Origin of the sequence: Kosakonia sp. (genome assembly GCF_032052965.1) — a bacterium.
In the GTDB taxonomy this organism is placed as follows: domain Bacteria; phylum Pseudomonadota; class Gammaproteobacteria; order Enterobacterales; family Enterobacteriaceae; genus Kosakonia.
In genome coordinates, this window is sequence record NZ_DAMBVN010000013.1 from 12,033 (window position 1) to 37,039 (window position 25,007).

Here is a 25,007-nt window from a genome sequence, read left to right on the forward strand (position 1 = left end):
CATTTTGCCGGGAAAAAGTGCTGAATCTGAAAAAAAGCGGTGGTAGAATCCATTTTTAAGCAAACGGTGATTTTGAAAAATGGGTAACAACGTCGTCGTACTGGGCACCCAATGGGGTGACGAAGGTAAAGGGAAGATTGTTGATCTTCTGACTGAACGGGCTAAATATGTTGTACGCTACCAGGGCGGTCACAACGCAGGCCATACTCTCGTAATCAACGGTGAAAAAACCGTCCTCCATCTTATTCCATCAGGCATTCTTCGTGAAAACGTAACCAGCATCATCGGTAACGGTGTCGTGCTGTCTCCGGCTGCGCTGATGAAAGAGATGAAAGAACTGGAAGACCGTGGTATCCCGGTTCGCGAACGTCTGCTGCTGTCTGAAGCATGCCCGTTAATCCTTGACTATCACGTTGCGCTGGACGTTGCGCGCGAGAAAGCGCGCGGTGCGAAAGCGATCGGTACCACCGGTCGTGGTATCGGCCCGGCCTACGAAGATAAAGTCGCCCGTCGCGGTCTGCGCGTCGGTGATCTGTTCGACAAAGCGACCTTTGCCGACAAACTGAAAGAAGTGATGGAATATCACAACTTCCAGCTGGTGAACTTCTATAAAGTCGACGCGGTTGACTACCAGAAAGTGCTGGACGATGTGATGGCGATTGCCGATATCCTGACTGCGATGGTTGTGGATGTCTCCGATTTGCTGGATCAGGCGCGCAAACGCGGCGACTTCGTGATGTTCGAAGGCGCGCAGGGTACGCTGCTGGATATCGACCACGGTACTTACCCGTATGTGACGTCCTCCAACACCACTGCTGGTGGTGTGGCGACAGGTTCCGGCCTTGGCCCGCGTTATGTCGATTACGTACTGGGTATTATCAAAGCCTACTCCACACGCGTGGGTGCGGGTCCGTTCCCGACGGAATTGTTCGACGATATTGGCGAGTTCCTGTGCAAGCAGGGTAATGAATACGGTGCGACTACCGGTCGTCGTCGTCGTACAGGCTGGCTGGATACCGTTGCCGTTCGTCGCGCGGTACAGATCAACTCCCTGTCTGGTTTCTGCCTGACTAAGCTGGACGTGCTGGACGGTCTGAAAGAAGTGAAACTGTGTGTGGGGTATCGCATGCCGGATGGCCGCGAAGTGACCACCACCCCGCTGGCAGCAGACAACTGGGAAGGCATTGAGCCGATTTACGAATCTATGCCGGGCTGGTCTGAATCCACTTTTGGTGTCAAAGATCGCAGCGGTCTGCCGCAGGCAGCGCTGGATTACATCAAACGTATTGAAGAAGTTACCGGTGTACCTATCGACATCATCTCAACGGGGCCGGATCGTACTGAAACCATGATCCTGCGCGATCCGTTCGACGCATAATGTTGTGCCGGGGCGCGTTCATCGCGCCCCGTTTCTTCGCTTTTTTCGCCCATCCATTCAAATAAATTAGCGGCCTGACAGGTGGCTGGTTTATCATCAATAGTGTTTATACCTGCGGGTATCTTATCTTTTCCCACTTACTGAGGTTGATGTGCAGTTAACGAGCTTTACCGATTACGGTTTACGCGCCCTGATCTACATGGCGTCGTTGCCGGAAGGACAAATGACCAACATTACTGAAGTCACAGAAACGTATGGCGTGTCCCGTAATCATATGGTTAAGATAATCAATCAGCTAAGCCGCGAAGGCTATGTTGCGGCTGTCCGTGGGAAAAACGGCGGTATCCGTCTGGGTAAGCCCGCACAGGATATCCGGATTGGTGATGTTGTGCGCTCCCTCGAACCGCTTGCACTGGTCAACTGCAGTAGCGAATTTTGTCACATCACCAGCGCCTGCCGACTGAAAAAGGCGCTCGCTAAAGCCGTGCAGTGTTTTCTCAAGGAGTTAGATAACTACACGCTTGCCGATTTGGTTGAAGAGAATCAACCGCTTTACAAATTATTGCTGGTGGAATGACGAAAATTTCCACCAGAGCTGACAACGGAGGAACCGCAATGTCACAAGATCCTTTCCTCGAACGCGAATCTGAAAAATATACCAACCCCATTCCCAGCCGCGAATTCATCCTCGATCATTTAGCAAAACGCGAAAAACCCGCCAGCCGGGACGAACTGGCTATCGAACTGAATATTGCAGGCGAAGAACAAAACGAGGCGCTGCGTCGCCGTCTGCGCGCGATGGAGCGCGATGGTCAACTGGTCTTTACTCGCCGCCAGTGTTACGCCTTACCTGAACGTCTGGACCTGCTGAAAGGCGTAGTCATTGGCCACCGCGATGGTTATGGCTTCCTGCGCGTAGAAGGCCGCAAAGATGACCTTTATCTTTCCAGCGAACAGATGAAAACCTGTATCCATGGCGATCAGGTGCTGGCGCAGCCGCTGGGCGCCGATCGTAAAGGCCGCCGTGAAGCGCGCATTGTTCGCGTGCTGGTGCCCAAAACCAGCCAGATTGTCGGCCGTTACTTCACCGACGCTGGCGTTGGCTTTGTGGTGCCGGATGACAGTCGCCTGAGCTTTGACATCCTGATCCCGCCAGAAGAGATCATGGGCGCGCGTATGGGCTATGTGGTAGTGGTGGAGCTGACACAGCGCCCGACCCGCCGCACGAAAGCGGTAGGCAAGATTGTTGAAGTGCTCGGCGACAATATGGGCACCGGCATGGCTGTCGACATGGCACTGCGTACCCATGAAATTCCCTATCAGTGGCCTCCGGAAGTCGAAAAACAGATCGCCGGGCTAAAAGAGCAGGTACCGGAGGAAGCGAAAGTCGGGCGTGTAGATCTGCGCGATCTGCCGCTGGTTACGATTGATGGTGAAGATGCCCGCGACTTTGACGATGCCGTCTACTGTGAGAAGAAACGCGGCGGCGGCTGGCGCTTATGGGTGGCGATTGCCGATGTGAGCTATTACGTGCGTCATGGCACCGCGCTCGACAACGAAGCACGCAACCGTGGCACCTCGGTCTACTTCCCGTCGCAAGTGGTGCCGATGCTGCCAGAAGTGCTCTCTAACGGCTTGTGCTCCCTGAACCCGCAGGTTGATCGCCTGTGTATGGTCTGCGAAATGACCATCTCGACGAAAGGCCGTTTAACCGGCTTTAAGTTCTACGAAGCGGTAATGAGTTCGCATGCGCGCCTGACCTACACCAAGGTGTGGCATATGTTGCAGGGCGATCAGGAGCTTCGCGAGCAGTACGCCCCGCTGGTGAAGCATATCGAAGAGTTGCATAACCTTTATAAAGTGCTGGATCAGGCACGGGCCGAGCGTGGCGGCATCTCTTTTGAGAGTGAAGAAGCGAAGTTTATCTTTAACGCCGAACGCCGTATTGAACGTATTGAACAGACTCAGCGTAACGATGCGCACAAACTGATTGAAGAGTGCATGATCCTCGCCAATATTTCCGCGGCACGCTTTGTGGAAAAGGCCAGTGAACCTGCGCTGTTCCGTATTCACGATAAACCGACTAATGATGCGATTACGGCATTCCGCACGGTGCTGGCGGAGCTGGGGCTGGAACTGCCTGGCGGTAACAAACCAGAGCCGCGTGACTATGCCGAGCTGCTGACGTCGATTGCCGACCGCCCGGATCATGAAATGCTGCAAACCATGTTGCTGCGCTCGATGAAACAGGCGATCTATGATCCCGAAAACCGCGGCCACTTTGGTCTGGCGTTGCAATCCTATGCGCACTTCACCTCGCCTATTCGTCGCTACCCGGATCTGTCTTTGCACCGCGCCATTAAATATCTGCTGGCGAAAGAGCAGGGGCAGAAGGGCAACAGCACTGAAACCGGGGGCTGGCACTACAGCATGGAAGAGGTGTTACAGCTTGGCCAGCACTGTTCGATGACCGAACGCCGTGCCGATGAAGCCACGCGAGAAGTGTCGGACTGGCTGAAATGCGACTTTATGCAGGATCAGGTCGGTAATACTTTCCCGGGTGTAATTGCCAGTGTTACCGGCTTTGGTTTCTTTGTGCGCCTCGACGATCTGTTTATTGATGGCCTGGTGCATGTTTCCTCGCTGGATAATGATTACTACCGTTTTGACCAGATTGGTCAGCGCTTGATTGGCGAGTCCGGGGGGCAAACTTATCGTCTGGGCGACCGTGTGCAGGTGAAAGTTGAAGCGGTCAATATGGATGAGCGTAAGATCGACTTCTCGCTGATCTCCAGTGAGCGCGGCCCGCGTAATGTGGGGAAAACCGAACGCGAAAGAGCGAAAAAAGGGGCCACGGGTAAAAAAGTGGCTGGCAAAAAACCGCCACGCCGCCAGATGGGCAAAAAAGTGAACTTCGAGCCGGACAGTGCCTTCCGTGGTGACACAGGGAAAGGCAAGCCGAAAAAAGCGAAAAACCCCTCAGCGAAAACGCAAAAAATCGCCGCTGCCACCAAAGCAAAACGAGCGGCGAAAAAGAAAGCCGCTCAGTGATCATGAACAAGCCCTTCGAAAATGAAGGGCTTTATATGCTGCACCGCGTCCGCCATGAAGCACAACGGCATCTCAGTTAGCGAGGGGGATGGTTCGTTCTGAGGCATGGGTCGGTTATAATGAGGCCAGGTGATGACTATCACGGCCCAATAACGCGGCGTAAGCCGCCCCCAACTGAGTACCATTAATGAGTGAAATGATTTACGGCATCCATGCGGTGCAGGCACTGCTGGAGCGCGCCCCTGAGCGTTTTCAGGAAGTTTTTATTCTGAAAGGCCGCGAAGATAAACGTCTGCTGCCGCTGATCCATGCGCTGGAAGCGCAGGGCGTGGTGATTCAGGTGGCCAACCGCCAGTATCTGGATGAGAAAAGCGAAGGCGCGGTGCATCAGGGTATCATTGCTCGCGTAAAACCCGGCCGTCAGTATCAGGAAAATGATCTGCCCGATCTGATCGCCAGTCTCGACCAGCCTTTCTTGTTGATCCTCGACGGCGTGACCGATCCGCACAACCTGGGCGCATGCTTGCGCAGTGCGGATGCTGCGGGCGTGCATGCGGTAATTGTTCCAAAAGACAAATCGGCACAACTGAATGCGACGGCGAAAAAAGTCGCCTGCGGCGCGGCGGAAAACGTGCCACTTATCCGCGTGACCAACCTTGCACGCACCATGCGTTTGTTGCAGGAAGAGAATATCTGGATCGTCGGCACAGCCGGTGAAGCGGACCACACCCTGTTCCAGAGCAAAATGACCGGGCGCATGGCGCTGGTAATGGGCGCAGAAGGTGAGGGCATGCGCCGCCTGACGCGTGAGCACTGCGATGAGCTGATCAGCATTCCAATGGCGGGTAGCGTATCGTCGCTGAACGTTTCCGTTGCCACCGGTATTTGCCTGTTTGAAGCGGTGCGCCAGCGCGGGCTTTAAGCGCGCTTCGCCTGGAAAACCACCCTGGTTCGGGTGGTTTTTTTTGTCCTTAAGGCTGGTAGAATTTGCCTGCAGGTCTTTTATTTTAATTTGAATGAAATGATTGGGATATAAATGATGGCATGGACTGTAGAGGCACTGAGCGCAGCATTATTAGATTCCACCACGCTGGCGTTAAATATTCAGCGTGAAGCCGATGTATTAATTCTGAAGCTGGATGATTACGGCGATTTGCAATTAAACGTATCACTCACGTCCCGGCAAATCATTGTCGAAACCTACATCTGCCCGCTGAGCGAAATTAAGCATCAGGATGCTTTTAACGCTTTCCTGCTGCGTAATCAAAAACTCTTACCGTTATCTTCTGTGGGCATTTCGCCGGTCGGCGGTGAAGAGTACTATGTCGCGTTTGGCGCGCTGTCGCTCAACTCTTCGCTTGACGATATCCTGCTGGAAATCACCACGCTTGCGGAAAATGCGTTAGATCTTGCTGAATTAACAGATGATTTTGCCCAATAACATTATCAGGGAGTGGTCGTATGGGAATTTTAAAAAGCCTGTTTACGCTGGGTAAATCCTTTATTGCTCAGGCGGAAGAGTCGATTGAAGAGACACAAGGCGTGCGCATGCTGGAGCAGCACATCCGCGATGCGCGCGTGCAACTGGATAAGGCAGGGAAATCCCGTGTTGACCTGCTGGCGCGGGTTAAGCTGAGCAATGACAAACTGGCCGACCTGCGCGAACGCAAAGCCAGCCTCGAAGCGCGGGCGCTGGAAGCGATGGCGAAAAGCGTTGATGCCGCGCTGCTCAATGAAGTCGCTACGGAAATTGCCCGCCTTGAAAACACGATTACTGCGGAAGAGCAGGTGCTGGCGAATCTGGAAACGTCGCGCGATGCGGTGGAGAAAGCAGTGACCGCGACGGCGCAGCGTATCGAACAGTTTGAGCAGCAACTGGAAGTGATTAAAGCGACCGAGGCGATGCAGCGTGCGCAGCAGGCGGTGACGACTTCTACCGTTGGCGCATCGAACAATGTGGCGACCGCAGCGGAATCTCTTAAACGTTTGCAAACGCGACAGGCAGAACGCCAGGCACGGCTGGATGCGGCCACCCAGCTTGAGAAAGTGGCCGATGGCCGCGATCTGGATGAAAAACTGGCGCAGGCTGGCATTGGCGGCAGTGATAAAACATCGGCGCAGGATGTGCTGGCGCGCCTGCAACAGCAACAAAAACCGTGATGCTCTCCTTTCTCAAAAACCTGCTTGGGCGGTCTGAATCGTCCGCCCCTCGCAGAGGGCCACTCGGCTTGCATCTGCATGCTGGCTTCACCATTGATACGCTACTGTTTCGCTTATGCGAAGAGGAGCTGTTGGTTACGCTGCCCGGCGAAGAGTATACCATTGGCGCCTGCGGCAGCTTTGATCTTGGCGCCGGCTGTATGATCCATCGTTATTACACAACCGGCGATGAGTTCCTGCAAATCAGCACTTCTGGCGGTCTGGAAACGCAGAATATCGATGATATTAAGCTGTTCGTCTATGAGGAGAGCGCTGGCGTTTCGTCTGAGAAAAACTGGCGCGATATGCTGAGCGCGAAAGCCATGGGCAAACCGTTTTTACGTTGGCGCGATTGCGAGTGGCAGCGAGTATTTAATGCAGAAGAGCGCGGCGATATTGAGCCGATTTATACTCTGGAAACCGTTAACAACCCTGCGGGCGCAAGCTGGGAAGTCCATAACTTTATGATGGCTTACCAGCGGCAGGTTGCCGATGACGTGTATGAATATTTACTGTTGAACGGTGAAGAAACTTTTAACGCGCAAAACCAGCCGGAATGGATCTACTCGCGTGCGCTGGGGGTAGATATTCCCCTGACATCATTAAAAGTCATAGGATAATTATGGGAACGGAAATACATATTTGGGGTTCACTGTTGGCCTTTTGTGCCTATTTCTTTATTGGCATGGCGATGGTGCTGTGTTTTCTTTTTGTTTATACCCGTATTACGCCGCACGATGAGTGGCAGTTAATCAAAGAGAATAATATTGCAGCGGCGCTGGCGTTTAGTGGTTCGCTATTGGGTTATGTTATTCCGTTATCCAGTGCGGCGATTAACTCCGTCAGTATTCCAGATTATTTAATCTGGGGCCTCATTGCGCTGGTTGTGCAATTGGTTGTTTACGGTGGCGTGCGTCTGTATATGCCAAAACTGAGCGATAAAATTATCAACAGCAATATTGCCGCCGGGATGTTTATGGGCGCAGCTGCGCTGGCAGGCGGCATTTTCAACGCTGCCTGCATGACATGGTAATGGATGATCATGGCAAGAAAGAGCAAGAATCGTCAAAAGAATTACAGTATTTCGCCCGCACAACGTCGCAGTCAGCGGCCAATTTTTTCCGCGCCAAAGGAGCGTAAAAGCGGGCAGTACCTGACGCTGGCCATTATGGGTGGCGCGGCTTTCTTTGCCTTAAAAAGCTGTAACGACCATAAAGACGACAATGATGGCGACGGCGTGTATTACTCCTCGCAACAGGATTGCGTCGACGACGGTAATAGCGCACAGGTGTGCAATGATGCGTGGAATAATGCACGCATGAGTTTTGAACAAGAAATCCCGCACAATATGTCGCAGCCTTATTGCGTGCAGCAGTATGACAATTGCTATTACGACAATGTTGGGCAGCGCTGGATGCCAGTACTCAGCGGCTTTTTGCTCAGTCAGGCCATCCGCAAAAACCGCGATGAGCAGTATAGCTATAGCAGTGGCGGCTCCACCTACTCTTCCCGCCCGGTGTGGCGTAACCGCGATGGCGACTATAGCTGGCGCTCTGGTACCAGCACCAGTAACTCCAGCGCCAGCAGCCATTATGGTTACACCACCAAAAAGGCGACCACTTTCTCCCGGGGGGGCTTCGGGCGTTCATCCAGCGCGCGCGGAAGCTGGGGAGGTTAACGATGTTACGGCACGATGTGGCTGTCCGTCCCGGTCTGGAAAGGATCGCGCGCGACCACGGTTTTGACTTTCATATTATTGATAACGAAATCTATTGGGATGAGAGCCGGGCGTATCGCTTTACGTTACGGCAGATTGAGGAGCAGATCGAAAAGCCCACCGCTGAGTTGCATCAAATGTGTCTTGAGGTGGTCGAGCGTGCGGTGACTGATGAGGCGATCCTCCGCCAGCTGGCGATCCCGCCGCTTTACTGGGAGGCGATTGCTGAGAGTTGGCGTCAACACGATCCTTCGCTTTACGGGCGCATGGATTTTGTCTGGTGCGGCAAAGATCCTGTGAAATTGCTGGAATATAACGCAGATACCCCAACCTCGCTGTACGAGTCAGCATACTTCCAGTGGCTGTGGATGGAAGATTGCCGGCGCAGCGGGGCCATCCCGCGCGATGCCGATCAGTACAATGCTATTCAGGATAAGCTCATCGCCCGGTTCGGCGAGATCCAGGGGCAGCATCCGCTCTATTTCTGCTGCTGTAAGGATACCGAAGAAGATCGCGGGACCGTGCTCTATCTTGAGGATTGCGCCCGCCAGGCAGGTCTGGATACACGGTTCATTTATATTGAAGATGTCGGGTTAGGCCTTGGTGGTGTGTTAACGGACCTCGACGATAATGTTATTCGCCAGGCGTTTAAGCTTTACCCGCTCGAATGGATGATGCGCGACGAAAACGGCCCGCTGTTGTGCAAGCGCCGGGAGCAGTGGCTGGAGCCGCTATGGAAGAGTGTGCTCAGTAATAAAGGGCTGCTGCCGTTATTGTGGCGCTATTTTCCTGGTCACCCAAACTTGTTGCCGGCCTGGTTTGATGGCGAAACACCACAAGTCGCCGCCGGAGCAAGCTATGTGCGTAAACCGCTTTTCTCGCGCGAGGGGGGCAATGTCACTCTCTTCGACGGCGCACATCAGGTGATTGACCATGAAGAGGGCGATTATGCTGACGAACCGATGATCTACCAGGCATTTCAGCCGTTACCGCGCTTTGGCGACAGCTATACGCTGATTGGCAGTTGGGTAGTGGATGATGAGGCAGTCGGCATGGGGATCCGCGAAGACAGCACGCTTATCACCAAGGACACCTCTCGCTTTATTCCTCACTATATTGCGGGCTAACCGGCGGTGCGGGCCGAAATGCCCGCGCCATCCGGTAAGGATCGTACCTGCCGATGCCCATGCATCACTCATCTAGCGTACGCAGATGATCGTTTTTATTGAGCGTCATCAACGCCACCATACTGACCACGGCGGTTGCCATCACGTAGTAGGCGGGGATATCCAGATTGCCGGTCTCTTTAATCAGCCCGGTAATGATTAACCCGGCGCAACCGGAAAAAAGGGCGTTCGACAGTGAATAAGCCAGCCCAAGCCCGGTGTAGCGCACACGGGTAGGGAACATCTCCGCCAGCATGGCCGGGCCTGGACCTGCCAGCATACCCACCAGGCCGCCTGCCACCAGCACCACCAGAGCTTTTACCGCCAGCGTACTCGACGGCGATTGCAGAATGTTTAACAGTGGAAGTGCCAGGATCAGCAATAGCGCGGTGGCAGTTACCATCACGGCCCGGCGGCCTATGCGATCGCTGAGCATGCCCGACGGGATGATAGTCAGTGCAAAGCCGACATTGGAGATCACCGCAATTAACAATGCCTGGTTAAAACCGGTATGCAGGGATGACTGCAAATAAGCCGGCATGATCACCAGATAGGTGTAACCCGCCGCTGACCAGACCATGACCCGGCCAATCCCGACCATGATGGCTTTCAGCGTTGCGGTGGCTTGTGCCTGCACCGTCAGTGGTTTTTCCTGCTGCTGCACGAACCCTGGCGTTTCCTCCATATTGACCCGCAACCACAACGCGACCACACCCATGGGCAACGCCAATAAAAAAGGAATACGCCAGCCCCAATCATGGAGCGCATCTGCTGTGAGCACTGCCGAAAGTAGCGCCACAATACCCGCCCCTGACAACAGCCCCAGAGCGACCGTAAAAGATTGCCATGCGCCATAGAGGCCGCGTTTGCCGCGCGGCGCAAATTCAGTCATCAGTGAAACCGCACCGCCGTATTCCCCTCCGGCAAACAGCCCTTGCAGAATACGTAGCCCGGTAATGAGCAGCGGTGCAGCCAGACCAATGGTGGCATATACCGGCACAATGCCGATGGCCGCTGTCGCCAGGGTCATTAACACCAGCACAATAATCAGGGTCGGTTTACGGCCAATACGGTCGCCGATGCGCCCGAAAACCATCGCCCCAAGTGGCCGGAAGAAAAAGGCAATCGCAAAGGAAGCATAGGTGAGAAGCAGGCTGGTCAGCCCCGCTTCGCCACTCAACTGGAAGAAATTTTTCGCGATCACTGTAGCCAGGAAGCCATAAACCGCAAACTCATACCATTCGATAAAGTTACCAACAGAGCCTGCAATTAACGCGCGTTTGTGGGCGATGGGTGAAGATTGGGGTGAAGGCATAATGATTATCTCTGCGAAGGTGAGAATAAATTATTCAACAACAATAGTAGCTGTGAAATATATTATTCTTATATTGTGTGAGCTGATTCACGAATGAAGACGGTGAGATCGCCGCCTTGTGACTCTACTCCCATGCAGCGTTTGCCGGGGCTGTCCATACTTACCTTCATTGCCATTGAAGGAGGGACGCATTATGCACTGGCAAACACACACCGTTTTCAACCAACCTTCTCCTTTACATAACAGCAATTTATTTCTTTCTGACCGCGCGCTTTATGATGCCGTGATGCGCGAAGGCGCAGCATGGGATGCGGAGCTGCTCGCCAGTATTGGCCAGCAACTGGGCACGGCGGAGTCGCTGGAACTTGGGCGGCTGGCGAACGCGAATCCACCGGAGCTACTCCGCTTTGACGCCACGGGAGCGCGGCTTGATGATGTGCGATTCCATCCCGCCTGGCATTTGCTTATGCAGGGCTTGTGCGCCAACCGCGTGCACAATCTGGCGTGGGAAGACGACGCGCGCTCAGGATCGTTTGTCGCTCGCGCAGCGCGCTTTGTGCTGCATGCGCAGGTAGAGTCCGGCACGCTGTGTCCGATCACCATGACCTTTGCGGCCACGCCGTTACTTCAACAGGCACTGCCGGCCTCTTTTCAGGGCTGGCTGAAACCGCTACTCAGTGACCGTTACGACTCACATTTGCTGCCTGGGGGGCAGAAACGCGGCCTGTTAATCGGCATGGGGATGACAGAGAAACAGGGCGGCTCGGATGTGCTCAGTAATACGACGCGGGCGGAAAAACATGGCGACCTGTACCGGCTGGTGGGGCATAAATGGTTTTTCTCTGTGCCACAGAGTGACGCCCACCTGGTGCTGGCGCAGGCGAAAGGCGGGCTTTCCTGCTTTTTTGTGCCACGTTTTTTACCGGATGGCCAACGCAATGGTGTGCGTCTGGAACGCTTGAAGGACAAGCTTGGCAACCGCTCTAACGCCAGCAGTGAAGCCGAGTTTTGCGATGCCAGTGGCTGGCTGCTGGGCGAAGAGGGTGAGGGAGTAAGGCAAATCCTGAAAATGGGCGGGCTGACGCGTTTTGACTGTGCGTTGGGCAGTCATGGTTTGATGCGTCGCGCCTTTTCCGTGGCGCTTTATCATGCGCATCAGCGGCAGGCATTCGGTAAGAATTTAGTTGATCAACCAATGATGCGAGAAGTGCTGAGCCGGATGGCGCTGCAACTGGAAGGGCAGACCGCCATGCTATTTCGCCTGGCGCGGGCGTGGGACAGGCGTAGCGATCCCCGTGAAGCGTTATGGGCGCGGTTGTTTACGCCAGTTGCCAAGTTTGCAGTTTGCAAAACGGGCATCCCCTTTGTGGCAGAGGCGATGGAGGTGCTCGGCGGCATTGGCTATTGCGAAGAGAACGAATTACCGCGTTTGTACCGCGAAATGCCGGTTAACAGCATTTGGGAGGGCTCTGGCAATGTGATGTGCCTGGACGTGTTACGCGTTCTGAATAAACAGGCGGGCGTGCTGGACCTGCTGGGCGAGGTTTTTGCTGCCGTGAAAGGGCAGGATCGCCACTTTGATCGCGCGTGGCGGCAGTTACAGCAACGGCTGCATAAGCCTGATGAGGCGCAGGGGCGCGAAGTGGTGCAGCAATTGTGGTTATTGGGAACCGGTGCGCAAATGCTGCAATATGCTTCGCCGCCGCTCGCGCAGGCGTGGTGCCGTTTGATGCTGGATACCCGTGGCGTGTCACCAATTGGCGGGCAGGTGCAAAACGACCTGCTGCTTCGTGCCACGGGCGGAGCCTGTTAGTCCATTTTCAAACGGAACAGGCTTACCAGTTCGCTGAGGTGTGCGCCTTTTTCCCGCAACGTTCGGGCGGTTTCTTCACTCTGAGTGACTCGCCCGGCGTTTACGTGGGTCGCGTCGCCAATATGCGTCATCGCAAGGTTAACCTGGTTAATCCCCGCCGATTGTTCATGCGAGGCGTGGTTAATCTCGTGCACGAGCTGGTTGATGTCGCCCATATGGCTGATGATTGACTGCATGGCTACGCGTGTGGCTTCAGACTGCGCATGCCCTTCGCCGACTTTTTTCAGCGTATCGGCAATCAGGGCGTCGATCTCCTTCACCGCATTAGCACTGCGTGCCGCCAGCGCACGCACTTCCTGGGCGACGACGGCGAACCCTTTACCGTGCTCGCCCGCGCGGGCCGCTTCGACCGCTGCGTTAAGCGCAAGAATGTTGGTCTGGAATGCGATCGACTCAATGACATGGGTAATGTCGGCAATACGCTGCGATGCGCTACGAATGTCTTCCATGGTGGCAACCGAGTTATTCACGGTTTCGCCGCCTTTTTTCACCACGTCGGTGGTTTCATTCACCAGATGTTGCGTTTGCTCCATATTGGCGGCGTTTTGCTGCACCGTTGCGGCCAGTTGCTCCATGCTGGCGGACGTCTCTTCCACACTGCTGGCCTGCTTGTTGATCTGTTCGCTGATCTCGCCGCTGTCGGCGGCAAGCGCCGAGGTCCCAAGGTTGATCTCCGCAGCCGACTCGCGTACCTGCAACACGATGGTATGCAGACCGTCGCCAATGCCATTAATCGCGGTGATCAACTGGCCGACTTCGTCCTGGCGGTCAACCTTCAGCGTTGCACGCAAATCGCCGTCGGCATAACGCTGGGCCAGATCAATCACATCACGCAGCGGGCGGCTCAGCCAGCGACGGATGATCACCACAAACAGTGCAGCAAACAGCAGGGAAACCACCACGCCTGCCAGCAGGAATTGATCGCGCATGCGGGTCACATCCCCCAGCAGCGTTGCTTTGTCTACTTCGCCTACCACGGCCCAGTTCCAGCCGGGCAACGTGGTATAAGACATCAGCAGGGTGCGCCCATCTGTGCCCTGGCGTTGCAGCGTGCCGCTGCTACTTTTCAGCAGGGTCTGCAGATCGCTCTCGTTCCACTGCGGGCGTTTACCTTCCTCGCTGTCATGGAACAGATAATTGCCGTAATTTTTGCCCGCGTTACGGTCGATAACATAAAAGTGACCGCTTTCACCCAGCTTACGACCAAGGATTTTGCTGCGCATGGTTTGCCATGAACGGGAGATATCCACGCCAACAAACAAAATGGCGATCGTATTGCCGCTGGCATCTTTCACCGGTTGATATTGGGTGATATAGCGTTTGCCAAACAGCAGTGCCAGGCCGCGATAAACGTCCCCTTTCATAACCGGTGCGAATGCCGGGCTGGCGGTATCCAGTTTCGTGCCAATGGCGCGATCGCCATTTTCTTTGCGTAGCGAAGTGGCGACGCGCACAAAGTCATCGCCGCTGCGAACAAACAGCGTGGCAATCGCCCCGGTACGGTTAAGGAAGTCATCTGGAATGGTATTGTTATTGTGCAGTTCGGTATCGCCGCCTTTCAATTGCGGTACGTTAATACCGTTAATTTCCCGGCGCTGTTGCGGGTCAATCGATAAGGGTTGCGGTAAAAAACTGGTGAACAAGCGCGTGTAACTTTCGACCTCTTCACTCAGGCTGCTGTTGAACATCTCAACCATATCCACCACGCCGGTAGACTGATTATGAAGATCTTCCATCGCCAGCTTTTCCAACTGTTGGCTGGCGTTATTGCTCATCAAAAAAGTAAATAAGAGAAAAAGCGTCGCAACGCTTGCGCCAGTGAGCAGTGACAATTTGGCACCGAGGCTGGCGCGACGAATAAAGGCGCTCATAATTTGTCCGTTGTTCTGTGTGTGAGGCTCCTTCAACGGCACAAAGCGGATAACATTTAGCACATCAATGTAACAAGATGTAACGTTATTAATTATTTACATTAACATAATCTTAGTAAAAGTATGGGCATTAAAAAGCCACCGGAATTGGGTGGCTTTTTGCGACGGCTCAGGCGTAGAGAATAGCCTGCACACGCCAGTTATCAACACGTTGATTTTCTTGCATTTGAACGATTCGATACCATGACGCTCCTTGTTCATCCGCTTTTAACGCAATCACGCGTTCCACATCTTGTGGACTTCCTGAGACATTGTTGACCGAAATCAGGCCGATTTCGTTAAGTCCCGTTACGCAGTCTGCGCTGGCGAACTCTGCGGGCTGCGCTGTTGTATTTAGCATTCCTGTAGAAAGCAACAGTGAGTTTAAGGCAAGAGATCGTTTCATTGTCAGCTCCATTTTACGTTACCCCGATTCATTGCAGGGCATTCCTTCGCGCAACGGATCCATCAGATCCCATTGTGCACAGGAGAACATCAATGGACGAAAAGCAGTGTAAATGTCCTGAAAATCAACGTTTCGCTACTGCCGATAAAGCATGGCGCGCGAGTACCAGCGGCCGGGGATCACGGTGTCATCCATCATCTGAATAACATAGTAATCGGCTTGCGCGGCGGCGGCTCTGGTCTTGATTGCCTGTTCCACGTCCATGGGAGAACCCAATACGGTGACACTTATCGCGCCGATTTCCTGCAGCGCCTGCGTTTGATTGCGCCGGATCTCCTGCGGATGGTCGCTAACGGGCGGTGCGGGTTGAGGTTTACCCTCCAGCATTGAACAGCTGCTAAGCAGCAGGGCAAACAGCACCGTCAGTAAGGCGCGCATTGTTTTCTCACTTCTCCTGATAGCCATAGTGTAGTTCCTGATGGATTTCCCTTTGGGGGAATGTTCCCGAACTGTTAGCTCGAGCACTGTTTTCGAATGAAAGTATTTTGAAAGCGTAATCTATATCTCAACCTCGCCAAACTCATAGATGAATTCTGACTTGCAGCCGCCATTCACCAGTGGCATACCTGCACTATAGATCAAGGAGAGTGCAATGATTGAGCTTCAAACCGAACAATTTGCTGGCATCGAAACGCTGCATGCTTTTCCGGCGGGAAAACGCGCGCAGCCGCTTCCTACTGTGGTGTTCTACCACGGCTTTACCTCCTCAAAGCTGGTCTATAGCTATTTTGCCGTGGCGCTGGCACAGGCTGGCTTGCGCGTGATCATGCCGGATGCGCCCGATCACGGCGCCCGTTTTCATGGAGATGATCAACAGCGCCTTGGCCAGTTCTGGCAGATCCTGCGTGGTAATCTTGAGGAGTTTTCCGCGCTGCGCGAGGCACTGGAATGCCATCAATTGATTGAGAACCGGCGGCTGGCCGTGGGGGGCGCATCAATGGGGGGAATGACCGCGTTGGGCATTATGACGCACCACCCGGAAGTGCGTTGTGTAGCAAGCTTAATGGGCTCCGGCTATTTCACCACGCTTGCGCACTCGCTTTTTCCGCCGCAGGCGGCAGAACCCGGGGAGCGGGAAGCTGTTATCGCCTCACTGGCGCAGTGGGAGGTGGGTCATCAGCTCTCGCGCCTGGCCGATCGCCCGTTGTTGCTGTGGCACGGTGAACAGGATGACGTTGTTCCTGCAGCGGAGTCATTCCGTTTACAGCAGGCATTGCAGGATGCAGGCCTCGATACGCATCTCACTTATCTGTGGGAAGCCGGGGTAACACATCGTATTACCCCGCAGGCGCTGACAGCAACGACCCGCTTCTTTCAGCGTTATCTCTAATGGGCTGACGGCGTTTTGGGTGCCAGGCGCATCCCAAGAATGGCAAGAAGACAAATGGCTGCTCCAGCCCAGAACGTCGCGGCAGCACCGTGTGTTTCCCAGAGGATGCCAGCGCCAAGACTTGCCAGCAGCAGAGCAATGCCGCTGAGCAGGTTGAACATGCCAAAGGCGGTGCCGCGCAGTTCTGCCGGCGCGGTCTGAGCGACCAGGGTTGCCAGCAGTCCCTGCGTCATACCCATATGCACACCCCACAAGGCCACCCCCAGCAACAGCGTGCTCCAGTGTTGGCTCAGCGCCAGCGTGATGTCGGCCAGGATTAACACCACCAGGCCCGCCTGTAATAAATAGCTATGGGACATGCGATCCGACAGCTTGCCAAACGGGTAAGCGGTCAGCGAGAAGACCAGATTCATGGCCACCATGACCAGGGGAATTGTTGCCAGCGGTATCGCCATTTGCTGCGCACGCAGCACTAGAAAGGCCTCGCTGAAGCGGGCAAGGGTAAAGATAAAACCGAGCGCGACCACCCACCAGTATGCTTTGCTCAGCCGCTTGAGATTTTCACGGCGGATGGGGTTTGTGCGCTTTTGCCCCACCGGTATTTTTGGTTCGTGCAAACCAAAAAACAGCAGCGCGACGGCCAGCCCACCGGGGATCACTGCAATCCAGAAGACGGTCTGAAAGTCGTCATTCCACAGCAGCATAAAGGCAACGGCGAGCAGCGGGCCAAGAAACGCGCCGATGGTATCCAGCGACTGACGCAAACCAAACGCCGCGCCACGGATCTCTGGGGGAGTGACATCGGCGACCAGCGCATCACGCGGAGCCCCACGAATACCTTTGCCGAGGCGGTCTATCATCCGTGCGCCGAAAGCCACGCCCGTGGAGGAGGCCAGTGCAAACAGCGGCTTGCTCAGTGCACCCATGCCATAGCCCAGCAGTGCCAGCCCTTTGCGCTTACCGATATAATCGCTAAGCACACCGGAAAACACTTTCACCATCAACGCGGTGGCTTCCGCCAGGCCTTCAATAAGCCCAATGAGCACAACGCTTGCACCGAGCGTAGTGGCCATAAACAGCGGCAATAAGCTGTGGATCATTTCTGATGAGATATCCATCAGCATACTTACGCCGCCAAGAACCCACACGCCTTTGGGTATACGGCTTAACGTTGCGAAACGCCCGGACATCATTTCCCACCATGCTTTATGCAGTCAGAGGGCCATTAAACCTGTTTAGAAACAGTTTTATAAGATCTTAAAGGAAATAATACGTTCTTGCGCACGGCCTCCCGTTCAGAGGCCGCACCAGTAAAAAGGGGGGCTCTGTACGATTAGCGGTAAATATAGGCGCTGGCGTGCAGAGTGCCGTTGCTTCCCGGCTCATGCATCAATTCGGCATGGTAATATTTGGCGCCGCGGGTGTCGGTTTCAGCGTTGAGCGCCTGGTTAGCTTCCGTTTCGGTGGCGAAGTTATGATTGATGTAGATAACGCCTAAGCTGCGTACATCGTCCATGTTCCGGGCTTGCTGATTGTCGAGTTTGATTGCCGCTGTGGCATTAAGGCTGAGCAGCAAGGTGGTTAATAATAATGTTAAATATTTCATGGTTTTGCGCTCCGGTGAGACATCGTTAATGCGTGTTTTGAAGGTGTTTTCTCCTCTGTTGGAGGCCTGATAAAAGTGTACGCGCTCGCCTGAAAACGTATCGCGACCATTTCTGATGCTGTCGTTCAAAAAATTGCCGTAAGAGATTTTCTTTAATTTTAAATCCTGCTGGCCGGTTCTCTTTGCGCTTAGTGCGAATTATTTGTGCAATCAGCTTGAGTTTGCCGGGGTAGATAAGTATTATGACGCGTCAATTTTTCAGCCGACCTTTAACACGTTCCTTGCCTCCCCGGGATTCGGCTGACCCAGACAGGAGGCTGAATAATCCGTAAGGAGCAATTCGATGCGTCATTACGAAATCGTTTTTATGGTCCATCCTGACCAGAGCGAACAGGTTCCGGGCATGATCGAGCGTTACACGGGTGCTATCACCGGTGCGCAAGGCACGATCCACCGTCTGGAAGACTGGGGCCGCCGTCAGCTGGCTTACCCGATCAACAAACTGCACAAAGCACACTACGTTCTGCTGAACGTTGAAGCTCCGCAGGAAGTGATCGATGAGCTGGAAACAAACTTCCGCTTCAACGATGCCGTTATCCGTAGCATGGTAATGCGTACTAAACACGCTGTTACTGAAGCATCTCCGATGGTTAAAGCGAAAGACGAGCGTCGTGAGCGTCGCGATGATTTCGCCAACGAAACCGCAGATGATGCAGATGCTGGGGATTCTGAAGAGTAATCATTGATGGTTAACCGTCTGAAGTTGTCCGGTACCGTGTGCAGGACGCCGCTTCGAAAGGTCAGCCCATCAGGAATTCCTCATTGCCAGTTCGTGCTTGAGCATCGCTCTGTGCAGGAGGAAGCCGGTTTTCACCGGCAGGCGTGGTGCCAAATGCCTGTAATAATCAGCGGGCAGGAGAACCAGGCCATTACTCACAGTATAACGGTCGGTAGCGCAGTAATCGTTCAGGGGTTCATTAGTTGCCATAAGGCAAAAAACGGCCTGAGCAAAATGGTTCTGCATGCCGAGCAGATTGAATTGATAGATTCTGGAGACTAGCCAAATGGCACGTTATTTCCGTCGTCGCAAGTTCTGCCGTTTCACCGCGGAAGGCGTTCAAGAGATCGACTATAAAGATATCGCTACGCTGAAAAACTACATCACCGAAAGCGGTAAGATTGTCCCAAGCCGTATCACCGGTACCCGTGCAAAATACCAGCGTCAGCTGGCTCGCGCTATCAAACGCGCTCGCTACCTGTCCCTGCTGCCGTACACTGATCGTCATCAGTAATCGGTCACGGTCCATTAATACGACTTTGAGAGGATAAGGTAATGCAAGTTATTCTGCTTGATAAAGTAGCAAACCTGGGTAGCCTGGGTGATCAGGTTAACGTTAAAGCGGGTTACGCTCGTAACTTCCTGGTACCGCAGGGCAAAGCTGTTCCGGCTACCAAGAAAAACGTTGAGTTTTTCGAAGCACGTCGTGCTGAACTGGAAGCCAAACTGGCTGACGTTCTGGCGGCTGCTAACACTCGTGCTGAAAGCATCAATGCACTGGGCACCGTTACCATCGCGTCTAAAGCAGGCGACGAAGGTAAACTGTTCGGTTCCATCGGTACTCGCGATATCGCTGACGCTGTTACTGCAGCTGGCGTTAACGTTGCTAAGAGCGAAGTTCGTCTGCCGAACGGCGTTCTGCGTACTGTTGGCGAGCACGAAGTGGACTTCCAGGTTCACAGCGAAGTATTCGCTAAACTGACTGTAAACGTTGTTGCTGAGTAATTTCTTACTCTGAAACGATGTTGAAACGCCGGCCTTGTGCCGGCGTTTTGCTTTTCTACGCGTCAAGAATCTGTCATTTCACTGCATAAGGTAGCTATTTTCATCGCATTCTTCGATAATAAATTGAAACGCAATTTTATTTCTGAGATTTGCCATGGACACCGCTTTACCCACTCCGGTTTTTGCCCGCCGAAATGTTGCTTATGCCTGCGCTACGCTTTGTTGCCTGCTTTGGGGAAGCTCTTATCCCGCCATTAAAAGCGGTTATGAACTGTTTCACATCGGCACTGATGACATCCCCTCAAAAGTGGTCTTTGCAGGCTACCGTTTTCTCTTTGCTGGCGTTTTACTGCTGTTGTTCGCGCTGGCACAGCGTAAACCTGTCGGCAGACTGACAGCCGCACAGTTTGGACAACTGTCGATTCTGGGGCTGACGCAAACGACACTCCAGTACACCTTCTTTTATATCGGTCTTGCTTATACGACTGGCGTAAACGGCTCGATCATGAACGCGACCGGGACATTTTTCAGCGTTCTGTTAGCGCACTTTATCTACCAGAACGACAAACTGAGCTATAACAAAACGCTGGGCTGTGTGCTGGGCTTTGTCGGCGTATTGCTGGTGAATTTCCACAGTGGTTTAAGCGATTTTGTTTTTGTCTGGCAGGGTGATGGTTTTATTGTGCTGGCGGCGTTTATCCTCTCTGCGGCCACGTTGTATGGCAAACGTATTTCCCAGACTGTTGATCCTACGGTGATGACAGGCTGGCAGCTGGCAATGGGCGGCCTGGCGCTGCTGGCCGGAGGATATCTGACGGGAGGCACGCTGGAAGTGCATAGCGTAAGTGCGGTGGCGCTGCTAGGCTATCTGACGTTGCTGTCGTCCGTTGCCTTCGCGCTATGGAGCATGTTACTGAAAGTGAATCGCGTCAGTATGATTGCACCGTTCAACTTTGTGATCCCCGTTGCTGGCAGCGTACTATCCGCCATTTTTCTCGGTGAGAATATCATGGATATCAAATATGCCGTGGCGCTGGTGCTGGTTTGCTCAGGGATTTGGTGGGTCAATAAGCGCGCCGGGTAGGGAAATTACCCGGCGGCGGGTTTAACGTGCGCGAATAAACGATCCATCCAACTGGCGGGTAAACAGTACTGACTGGCCGCCCGTTTCAATGGTTAACCCGGTAACCACACCGTTGGCGTTCTGGCGGATTTTCACCATCTGGCCGCTCTGCAAGCTGCTCAGCGGTTTACCCTCTCCCTCTACTTTCGCCATGGCGTATACATCGGTCGGCGGCAAATTATGGTCGCGGAATAACTGCGCCAGTGTTTTTCCCTCTTCAACACGGTATGTGCGCCACTGTTGTTCAATACCGGAAGCGGCCACCGGCCGGTTTTGCGCCGGGGCGGTTTGCTGCTGAACCGGCTGCTGCTGTTGCAACGCGTCCTCCGCGCTCGGTGTGCTCTGTTGCGGTTCGCTCACAACCTGCGGCGGAGTGGGCTGCACGGGTGTCGTTTGGGTTTGAGAGGTTGTTGGGAGATTGAGTTGTGCGTCCCGCGCACCGGAGGAAGGGGCCGGCGCGTTATTATCGTTCGTCGATGGCAACAGAAAACCGATCACCACCAGTAAAGCAGCGAGGATCACACCACGGCGGTGCATAGGCGGGAGCGGGTCCATAAGGCGAAAATGGTCCGGGGCGTGCCAGATTTTCGCCAGCGTAGGTTTCAGTTCAAAGCGCCCGGGCATGGCTTTCCTCCTGCTCCGCGTCATTTAATATCCTGTCTTGTTGAAGTATATACACTTTATCATTTAAGCGTGGCTTCCCTTGTGCATAACTGCCTGATCGCGGGCACAAAACGTGAATATCGCAAGGGCAAATCGGGAATTATCTTACTTCCGCTATTCTTTTCCTTTCCCTGCGATTTGTCATCTTTCCTGCGACAACGTTTTACCCCGTGCAGCGCGACTGTTATGCTGCGCGCTACTTTAAAAAGTGATGAAAGGAAAACCCATGACAACCCCAACTTTTGACACGATCGAAGCGCAAGCCAGCTACGGCATTGGTTTGCAGGTAGGACAGCAGCTGAGCGAATCCGGGTTAGAGGGGCTGTTACCGGAAGCGCTGGTTGCCGGTATCGCCGACGCGCTGGCGGGTAAACAACCTGCCGTGCCGGTTGACGTTGTTCATCGTGCCCTGCGTGAAATCCACGAGCGCGCCGATGCTGTTCGTCGTTCGCGTTTTGAAGAGATGGCGGCAGAAGGGGTGAAATACCTCGACGAGAACCGCGACCGTGAAGGTGTAAACAGCACCGAGTCCGGTCTGCAGTTCCGTGTGATCACCCAGGGTGAAGGCGCGATCCCGGCGCGTACCGATCGCGTTCGTGTGCATTACACCGGTAAGCTTATCGACGGCACCGTGTTCGACAGCTCCGTTGCCCGCGGCGAACCGGCTGAATTCCCGGTCAATGGCGTTATTGCAGGCTGGATTGAAGCGCTGACGCTGATGCCGGTTGGCTCCAAATGGGAACTGACTATCCCGCACAATCTCGCTTATGGCGAGCGTGGCGCTGGCGCATCTATTCCGCCGTTCAGCACGCTGGTTTTCGAAGTGGAACTGCTGGAAATCCTGTAATTCCCCGCGTGAATACCTCTCTCCGTCAGGGGAGAGGTTACGCCACAGCGCTGATCGTTTGTTAATAAAACTATTATCAATATATTATCTTGCAAACTGCACAATCGCGTGTATTTTTGTGAGCTGTTTCGCGTTAAGTAAGTGATATGACACTCACTTTAAACAAATATTTAACATTGATTTTATTTCTGAGTATTCATCCCGCCGATTCTTACCTAATATCGTTGCGTCCTGCAAAGGGCGGAACACGCAGATAAAAAAGGCCAGCAGAGCCCCAACACAACACAGACAGGAATTAAACATGGTAGATCAGGTTAAAGTCGCGGCCGACGAACAGGCTCCGGCTGAACAGTCGCTACGGCGCAATCTTACAAACCGGCATATCCAGCTTATTGCAATCGGCGGCGCTATCGGCACCGGGCTGTTTATGGGCTCGGGCAAAACGATCAGCCTCGCGGGTCCGTCGATCATTTTCGTTTATATGATCATCGGCTTTATGTTGTTCTTCGTTATGCGGGCAATGGGTGAGCTGTTGCTGTCAAACCTCGAATACAAATCCTTTAGCGACTTCGCCGCCGACCTGTTGGGGCCGTGGGCGGGGTACTTCACTGGCTGGACGTACTGGTTCTGCTGGGTAGTGACCGGCATGGCGGATGTAGTAGCCATTACCGCGTATGCGCAGTTCTGGTTCCCACATCTCTCCGACTGGGTTGCCGCGCTGGCGGTGGTCTTCGTGCTGCTGAGCCTTAATCTTGCGACGGTGAAAATGTTCGGCGAGATGGAATTCTGGTTCGCGATGATCAAAATTGTCGCGATTGTAGCGCTGATCATCGTCGGGGTGGTGATGGTGCTAATGCACTTTACCTCGCCAACAGGCGTTCAGGCGTCGTTTGCGCACCTGTGGAATGATGGCGGCTGGTTCCCGAAAGGCATCAGTGGCTTCTTTGCTGGTTTCCAGATAGCGGTCTTTGCCTTTGTGGGTATTGAACTGGTGGGTACCACGGCGGCGGAAACAAAAGATCCTGAAAAATCTCTTCCGCGCGCGATTAACTCAATTCCGGTGCGCATTATCATGTTTTATGTGTTTGCGCTGATTGTGATCATGTCGGTGACGCCGTGGAGCTCGGTCGTGCCGGATAAAAGCCCGTTCGTTGAGCTGTTTGTGCTGGTGGGTATCCCGGCGGCGGCCAGCATCATTAACTTTGTGGTGCTGACGTCTGCGGCCTCATCGGCCAATAGCGGCGTGTTCTCCACCAGTCGTATGCTGTTTGGCCTGGCACAGGATGGCGTAGCGCCAAAATCGTTCGGCAAACTCTCTAAGCGCGCTGTTCCGGCAAAAGGGCTGACCTTCTCCTGTATCTGCCTGCTTGGCGGTGTCGCGATACTGTATGTTAATCCTAGCGCCATCGCGGCCTTTACCATGATCACCACCGTGTCGGCGATCCTGTTTATGTTTGTCTGGACGATTATCCTTTGCTCTTATCTCGTGTATCGCAAAAAACGTCCGCATCTGCATGAGCAATCGATCTACAAAATGCCGCTGGGCAAGGTGATGTGCTGGGTGTGCATGGCCTTCTTTGTGTTTGTACTGGTACTGTTGACGCTGGAAGCGGATACACGCCAGGCGCTGATTGTGACGCCGTTGTGGTTTGTCGTGCTGGGCGCAGGCTGGCTGTATGCCGGTAAAAAGCGTCTGGCGGCGAACCGTCAGCCATAAAAAAGAGCCGCGTGGCGGCTCTAAACTTCCATGGTTCAAGGGCGCTCTCGGGCGCCTTTATTTTTCGCCTGCGAGGGCACGCGGGAACAGGTTGTTATTTTCCAGACTGATGTGTTCCATCAGGTCATCTATCAATGTATTGATGCCGTTGTACATGGCTTTCCAGGTGGTGCAGGCTTCTGGCGGCGGCGTCACATTGTCAGTAATGTGCTTGATGACTTCCAGCAGTTCACCCGCTTCGTCATGTTCGCTCTCCATCACGCTGATCGGCCCCATCGCCTGCGAACCCATGCCCTGTTTAATCATCGGGAACAGGATCTGCTCCTCTTTCATCATATGGCTGGAGAGTTCCTGGTGCAGCATAGTCAGGTATTTGGTTAACCCGCGCGGCACATTGGGTTTGTCGGCATGGACGCGTTCGACTTTAGTGGCTTGCAGGATCAGCTCCGGTAACTGCTCACGGTGGCGATCGTGGTAGCGCACGATAATGTGGTCAATGATTTCCGCCAGCCCTGCAACGCGCCAGTCTTTTTCAATCGGCTGTTCTGCCAGCTTTGCCAGCTCCGACTCGATAACCTCAATATCCAGCTCTTTACGGGCCGCAGAGCGCCCCAGCGTTTGTTTACCGCCGCAGCAGTAATCCATGTCGTATTTACGGAACAAAGCCGAGGCGCGGGGGATAGAGAGCGCCAGCTCACCCAGGGGTTGATCGCGGAAAGCCATAGCAGTTACCTCATCATGAAATTATAAGATGCATTTTAAATGCATCTTATAATGGAGGATATACCCCTTCCGGGGGATCCTGAAGGGCCTTATGCTTTTCTTACGCAAAAAACAGTGACATTCATCACAAAAATTATTTC

The 25,007-nt window shown here is 53.9% G+C and carries 27 protein-coding genes; 19 read left to right on the top strand and 8 right to left on the bottom strand.

The features are described 5' to 3' along the window. The first annotated feature begins 79 nt into the window (after positions 1-79). The 10 genes from purA (at position 80) to RTX30_RS15495 (ending at position 9,472) form a co-directional block, all read left to right on the top strand. Positions 80-1,378: an adenylosuccinate synthase gene (gene purA / locus RTX30_RS15450; RefSeq protein WP_312691046.1), complete on the top strand. Its 1,299-nt coding sequence runs from the start codon at positions 80-82 to the stop codon at positions 1,376-1,378. Positions 1,379-1,529: 151 nt separating this feature from the next. Continuing rightward, positions 1,530-1,955 carry a nitric oxide-sensing transcriptional repressor NsrR gene (gene nsrR / locus RTX30_RS15455; RefSeq protein ID WP_312691047.1) on the top strand — a complete coding sequence of 142 codons (426 nt, stop codon included), beginning with the start codon at positions 1,530-1,532 and terminating at the stop codon, positions 1,953-1,955. Positions 1,956-1,993: 38 nt separating this feature from the next. Then, on the top strand, positions 1,994-4,429 hold the full coding sequence (gene rnr / locus RTX30_RS15460; RefSeq protein WP_312691048.1) for a ribonuclease R: 2,436 nt from the start codon (positions 1,994-1,996) through the stop codon (positions 4,427-4,429). Between the two features lie 187 nt (positions 4,430-4,616). Continuing rightward, entirely contained in the window at positions 4,617-5,351 is a 735-nt protein-coding gene (gene rlmB, locus RTX30_RS15465) for a 23S rRNA (guanosine(2251)-2'-O)-methyltransferase RlmB (RefSeq protein WP_312691049.1), read from the top strand. Positions 5,352-5,468: 117 nt separating this feature from the next. After that, positions 5,469-5,870 carry a DUF2170 family protein gene (locus tag RTX30_RS15470; protein ID WP_312691164.1) on the top strand — a complete coding sequence of 134 codons (402 nt, stop codon included), beginning with the start codon at positions 5,469-5,471 and terminating at the stop codon, positions 5,868-5,870. Between the two features lie 20 nt (positions 5,871-5,890). Beyond that, on the top strand, positions 5,891-6,589 hold the full coding sequence (locus RTX30_RS15475) for a PspA/IM30 family protein (RefSeq protein ID WP_312691050.1): 699 nt from the start codon (positions 5,891-5,893) through the stop codon (positions 6,587-6,589). Next, positions 6,589-7,248: a DUF2491 family protein gene (locus RTX30_RS15480; protein ID WP_312691051.1), complete on the top strand. Its 660-nt coding sequence runs from the start codon at positions 6,589-6,591 to the stop codon at positions 7,246-7,248. Before RTX30_RS15475 ends, RTX30_RS15480 begins: the two co-directional genes overlap by 1 nt. A gap of 14 nt (positions 7,249-7,262) precedes the next feature. Beyond that, positions 7,263-7,661, top strand: coding sequence for a DUF350 domain-containing protein (locus tag RTX30_RS15485; protein ID WP_312691165.1), 399 nt, complete (start codon positions 7,263-7,265; stop codon positions 7,659-7,661). Positions 7,662-7,670: 9 nt separating this feature from the next. Next, positions 7,671-8,306, top strand: a complete 636-nt coding sequence (locus tag RTX30_RS15490; RefSeq protein WP_312691052.1) for a DUF1190 domain-containing protein — start codon at positions 7,671-7,673, stop codon at positions 8,304-8,306. A 2-nt stretch (positions 8,307-8,308) separates the two neighbouring features. Continuing rightward, a complete protein-coding gene (locus tag RTX30_RS15495) occupies positions 8,309-9,472 on the top strand; it encodes a glutathionylspermidine synthase family protein (RefSeq protein ID WP_312691053.1) in 1,164 nt (387 codons plus the stop codon). A 64-nt stretch (positions 9,473-9,536) separates the two neighbouring features. On the opposite strand, the gene RTX30_RS15500 is transcribed toward RTX30_RS15495, so the two are convergent. Continuing rightward, positions 9,537-10,826 (bottom strand): MFS transporter, encoded by a 1,290-nt coding sequence (locus RTX30_RS15500; RefSeq protein ID WP_312691054.1) that lies wholly within the window; start codon positions 10,824-10,826, stop codon positions 9,537-9,539. Positions 10,827-11,019: 193 nt separating this feature from the next. On the opposite strand from RTX30_RS15500, the gene RTX30_RS15505 reads away from it, so the two are divergent. Beyond that, complete coding sequence (locus tag RTX30_RS15505) at positions 11,020-12,639, top strand: isovaleryl-CoA dehydrogenase (protein ID WP_312691055.1); 1,620 nt, start codon at positions 11,020-11,022, stop codon at positions 12,637-12,639. Here RTX30_RS15505 and RTX30_RS15510 read toward each other — a convergent pair. From RTX30_RS15510 to bsmA, 3 genes are all read right to left on the bottom strand, one after another. Then, positions 12,636-14,570, bottom strand: a complete 1,935-nt coding sequence (locus RTX30_RS15510; protein ID WP_312691056.1) for a Cache 3/Cache 2 fusion domain-containing protein — start codon at positions 14,568-14,570, stop codon at positions 12,636-12,638. The two genes, RTX30_RS15505 and RTX30_RS15510, sit on opposite strands and share 4 nt — an antisense overlap. A 169-nt stretch (positions 14,571-14,739) precedes the next feature. Then, entirely contained in the window at positions 14,740-15,027 is a 288-nt protein-coding gene (gene yjfN, locus RTX30_RS15515; RefSeq protein ID WP_312691057.1) for a DUF1471 family protease activator YjfN, read from the bottom strand. A 123-nt stretch (positions 15,028-15,150) separates the two neighbouring features. Beyond that, positions 15,151-15,480: a biofilm peroxide resistance protein BsmA gene (gene bsmA / locus RTX30_RS15520; RefSeq protein ID WP_312691058.1), complete on the bottom strand. Its 330-nt coding sequence runs from the start codon at positions 15,478-15,480 to the stop codon at positions 15,151-15,153. 187 nt (positions 15,481-15,667) lie between these two features. On the opposite strand from bsmA, the gene yjfP reads away from it, so the two are divergent. Further along, positions 15,668-16,405 carry an esterase gene (gene yjfP, locus RTX30_RS15525; protein WP_312691059.1) on the top strand — a complete coding sequence of 246 codons (738 nt, stop codon included), beginning with the start codon at positions 15,668-15,670 and terminating at the stop codon, positions 16,403-16,405. Here yjfP and RTX30_RS15530 read toward each other — a convergent pair. Further along, the gene (locus tag RTX30_RS15530) at positions 16,402-17,595 is read right to left on the bottom strand and encodes an MFS transporter (protein WP_312691166.1); all 1,194 of its coding nucleotides are present in this window, start codon (positions 17,593-17,595) and stop codon (positions 16,402-16,404) included. The genes yjfP and RTX30_RS15530 overlap by 4 nt on opposite strands. A gap of 143 nt (positions 17,596-17,738) precedes the next feature. After that, the gene (gene yjfY, locus RTX30_RS15535) at positions 17,739-18,011 is read right to left on the bottom strand and encodes a DUF1471 family protein YjfY (protein ID WP_312691060.1); all 273 of its coding nucleotides are present in this window, start codon (positions 18,009-18,011) and stop codon (positions 17,739-17,741) included. Between the two features lie 343 nt (positions 18,012-18,354). Here yjfY and rpsF point away from each other — a divergent pair, with 343 nt between their 5' ends. The 5 genes from rpsF (at position 18,355) to RTX30_RS15560 (ending at position 20,878) form a co-directional block, all read left to right on the top strand. After that, entirely contained in the window at positions 18,355-18,750 is a 396-nt protein-coding gene (gene rpsF, locus RTX30_RS15540) for a 30S ribosomal protein S6 (RefSeq protein WP_312691061.1), read from the top strand. A gap of 6 nt (positions 18,751-18,756) precedes the next feature. Further along, entirely contained in the window at positions 18,757-19,071 is a 315-nt protein-coding gene (gene priB / locus RTX30_RS15545) for a primosomal replication protein N (RefSeq protein WP_312691062.1), read from the top strand. A gap of 4 nt (positions 19,072-19,075) precedes the next feature. Continuing rightward, on the top strand, positions 19,076-19,303 hold the full coding sequence (gene rpsR, locus RTX30_RS15550) for a 30S ribosomal protein S18 (RefSeq protein ID WP_000135199.1): 228 nt from the start codon (positions 19,076-19,078) through the stop codon (positions 19,301-19,303). 41 nt (positions 19,304-19,344) lie between these two features. After that, positions 19,345-19,794: a 50S ribosomal protein L9 gene (gene rplI / locus RTX30_RS15555; RefSeq protein ID WP_312691063.1), complete on the top strand. Its 450-nt coding sequence runs from the start codon at positions 19,345-19,347 to the stop codon at positions 19,792-19,794. 154 nt (positions 19,795-19,948) lie between these two features. Beyond that, positions 19,949-20,878 carry a DMT family transporter gene (locus RTX30_RS15560; protein ID WP_312691064.1) on the top strand — a complete coding sequence of 310 codons (930 nt, stop codon included), beginning with the start codon at positions 19,949-19,951 and terminating at the stop codon, positions 20,876-20,878. 21 nt (positions 20,879-20,899) lie between these two features. Here RTX30_RS15560 and RTX30_RS15565 read toward each other — a convergent pair whose 3' ends face one another. Next, on the bottom strand, positions 20,900-21,541 hold the full coding sequence (locus tag RTX30_RS15565; protein WP_312691065.1) for a LysM-like peptidoglycan-binding domain-containing protein: 642 nt from the start codon (positions 21,539-21,541) through the stop codon (positions 20,900-20,902). A gap of 265 nt (positions 21,542-21,806) precedes the next feature. On the opposite strand from RTX30_RS15565, the gene fklB reads away from it, so the two are divergent. Together fklB and cycA are read left to right on the top strand one after the other, a co-directional pair. Continuing rightward, complete coding sequence (fklB, locus tag RTX30_RS15570; RefSeq protein ID WP_312691066.1) at positions 21,807-22,427, top strand: FKBP-type peptidyl-prolyl cis-trans isomerase; 621 nt, start codon at positions 21,807-21,809, stop codon at positions 22,425-22,427. 301 nt (positions 22,428-22,728) lie between these two features. After that, positions 22,729-24,144, top strand: a complete 1,416-nt coding sequence (gene cycA, locus RTX30_RS15575; protein ID WP_312691067.1) for a D-serine/D-alanine/glycine transporter — start codon at positions 22,729-22,731, stop codon at positions 24,142-24,144. A gap of 57 nt (positions 24,145-24,201) precedes the next feature. Here the strand turns inward: cycA and ytfE are convergent, their stop codons facing one another. Beyond that, positions 24,202-24,867 (bottom strand): iron-sulfur cluster repair protein YtfE, encoded by a 666-nt coding sequence (gene ytfE, locus RTX30_RS15580; protein WP_312691068.1) that lies wholly within the window; start codon positions 24,865-24,867, stop codon positions 24,202-24,204. Between the last annotated feature and the right edge of the window lie 140 nt (positions 24,868-25,007).

Excerpts from the sequence above, each read along its gene's own strand:
- purA (WP_312691046.1), top strand. The coding sequence starts at position 80 with ATGGGTAACAACGTCGTCGTACTGGGCACCCAATGGGGTGACGAAGGT.
- rnr (WP_312691048.1), top strand. The coding sequence starts at position 1,994 with ATGTCACAAGATCCTTTCCTCGAACGCGAATCTGAAAAATATACCAAC.
- rlmB (WP_312691049.1), top strand. The coding sequence starts at position 4,617 with ATGAGTGAAATGATTTACGGCATCCATGCGGTGCAGGCACTGCTGGAG.
- RTX30_RS15470 (WP_312691164.1), top strand. The coding sequence starts at position 5,469 with ATGGCATGGACTGTAGAGGCACTGAGCGCAGCATTATTAGATTCCACC.
- RTX30_RS15475 (WP_312691050.1), top strand. The coding sequence starts at position 5,891 with ATGGGAATTTTAAAAAGCCTGTTTACGCTGGGTAAATCCTTTATTGCT.
- RTX30_RS15480 (WP_312691051.1), top strand. The coding sequence starts at position 6,589 with ATGCTCTCCTTTCTCAAAAACCTGCTTGGGCGGTCTGAATCGTCCGCC.
- RTX30_RS15490 (WP_312691052.1), top strand. The coding sequence starts at position 7,671 with ATGGCAAGAAAGAGCAAGAATCGTCAAAAGAATTACAGTATTTCGCCC.
- RTX30_RS15495 (WP_312691053.1), top strand. The coding sequence starts at position 8,309 with ATGTTACGGCACGATGTGGCTGTCCGTCCCGGTCTGGAAAGGATCGCG.
- RTX30_RS15500 (WP_312691054.1), bottom strand. The coding sequence starts at position 10,826 with ATGCCTTCACCCCAATCTTCACCCATCGCCCACAAACGCGCGTTAATT.
- RTX30_RS15505 (WP_312691055.1), top strand. The coding sequence starts at position 11,020 with ATGCACTGGCAAACACACACCGTTTTCAACCAACCTTCTCCTTTACAT.
- RTX30_RS15510 (WP_312691056.1), bottom strand. The coding sequence starts at position 14,570 with ATGAGCGCCTTTATTCGTCGCGCCAGCCTCGGTGCCAAATTGTCACTG.
- yjfN (WP_312691057.1), bottom strand. The coding sequence starts at position 15,027 with ATGGAGCTGACAATGAAACGATCTCTTGCCTTAAACTCACTGTTGCTT.
- bsmA (WP_312691058.1), bottom strand. The coding sequence starts at position 15,480 with ATGGCTATCAGGAGAAGTGAGAAAACAATGCGCGCCTTACTGACGGTG.
- yjfP (WP_312691059.1), top strand. The coding sequence starts at position 15,668 with ATGATTGAGCTTCAAACCGAACAATTTGCTGGCATCGAAACGCTGCAT.
- RTX30_RS15530 (WP_312691166.1), bottom strand. The coding sequence starts at position 17,595 with ATGTCCGGGCGTTTCGCAACGTTAAGCCGTATACCCAAAGGCGTGTGG.
- yjfY (WP_312691060.1), bottom strand. The coding sequence starts at position 18,011 with ATGAAATATTTAACATTATTATTAACCACCTTGCTGCTCAGCCTTAAT.
- rpsF (WP_312691061.1), top strand. The coding sequence starts at position 18,355 with ATGCGTCATTACGAAATCGTTTTTATGGTCCATCCTGACCAGAGCGAA.
- priB (WP_312691062.1), top strand. The coding sequence starts at position 18,757 with ATGGTTAACCGTCTGAAGTTGTCCGGTACCGTGTGCAGGACGCCGCTT.
- rpsR (WP_000135199.1), top strand. The coding sequence starts at position 19,076 with ATGGCACGTTATTTCCGTCGTCGCAAGTTCTGCCGTTTCACCGCGGAA.
- rplI (WP_312691063.1), top strand. The coding sequence starts at position 19,345 with ATGCAAGTTATTCTGCTTGATAAAGTAGCAAACCTGGGTAGCCTGGGT.
- RTX30_RS15560 (WP_312691064.1), top strand. The coding sequence starts at position 19,949 with ATGGACACCGCTTTACCCACTCCGGTTTTTGCCCGCCGAAATGTTGCT.
- RTX30_RS15565 (WP_312691065.1), bottom strand. The coding sequence starts at position 21,541 with ATGCCCGGGCGCTTTGAACTGAAACCTACGCTGGCGAAAATCTGGCAC.
- fklB (WP_312691066.1), top strand. The coding sequence starts at position 21,807 with ATGACAACCCCAACTTTTGACACGATCGAAGCGCAAGCCAGCTACGGC.
- cycA (WP_312691067.1), top strand. The coding sequence starts at position 22,729 with ATGGTAGATCAGGTTAAAGTCGCGGCCGACGAACAGGCTCCGGCTGAA.
- ytfE (WP_312691068.1), bottom strand. The coding sequence starts at position 24,867 with ATGGCTTTCCGCGATCAACCCCTGGGTGAGCTGGCGCTCTCTATCCCC.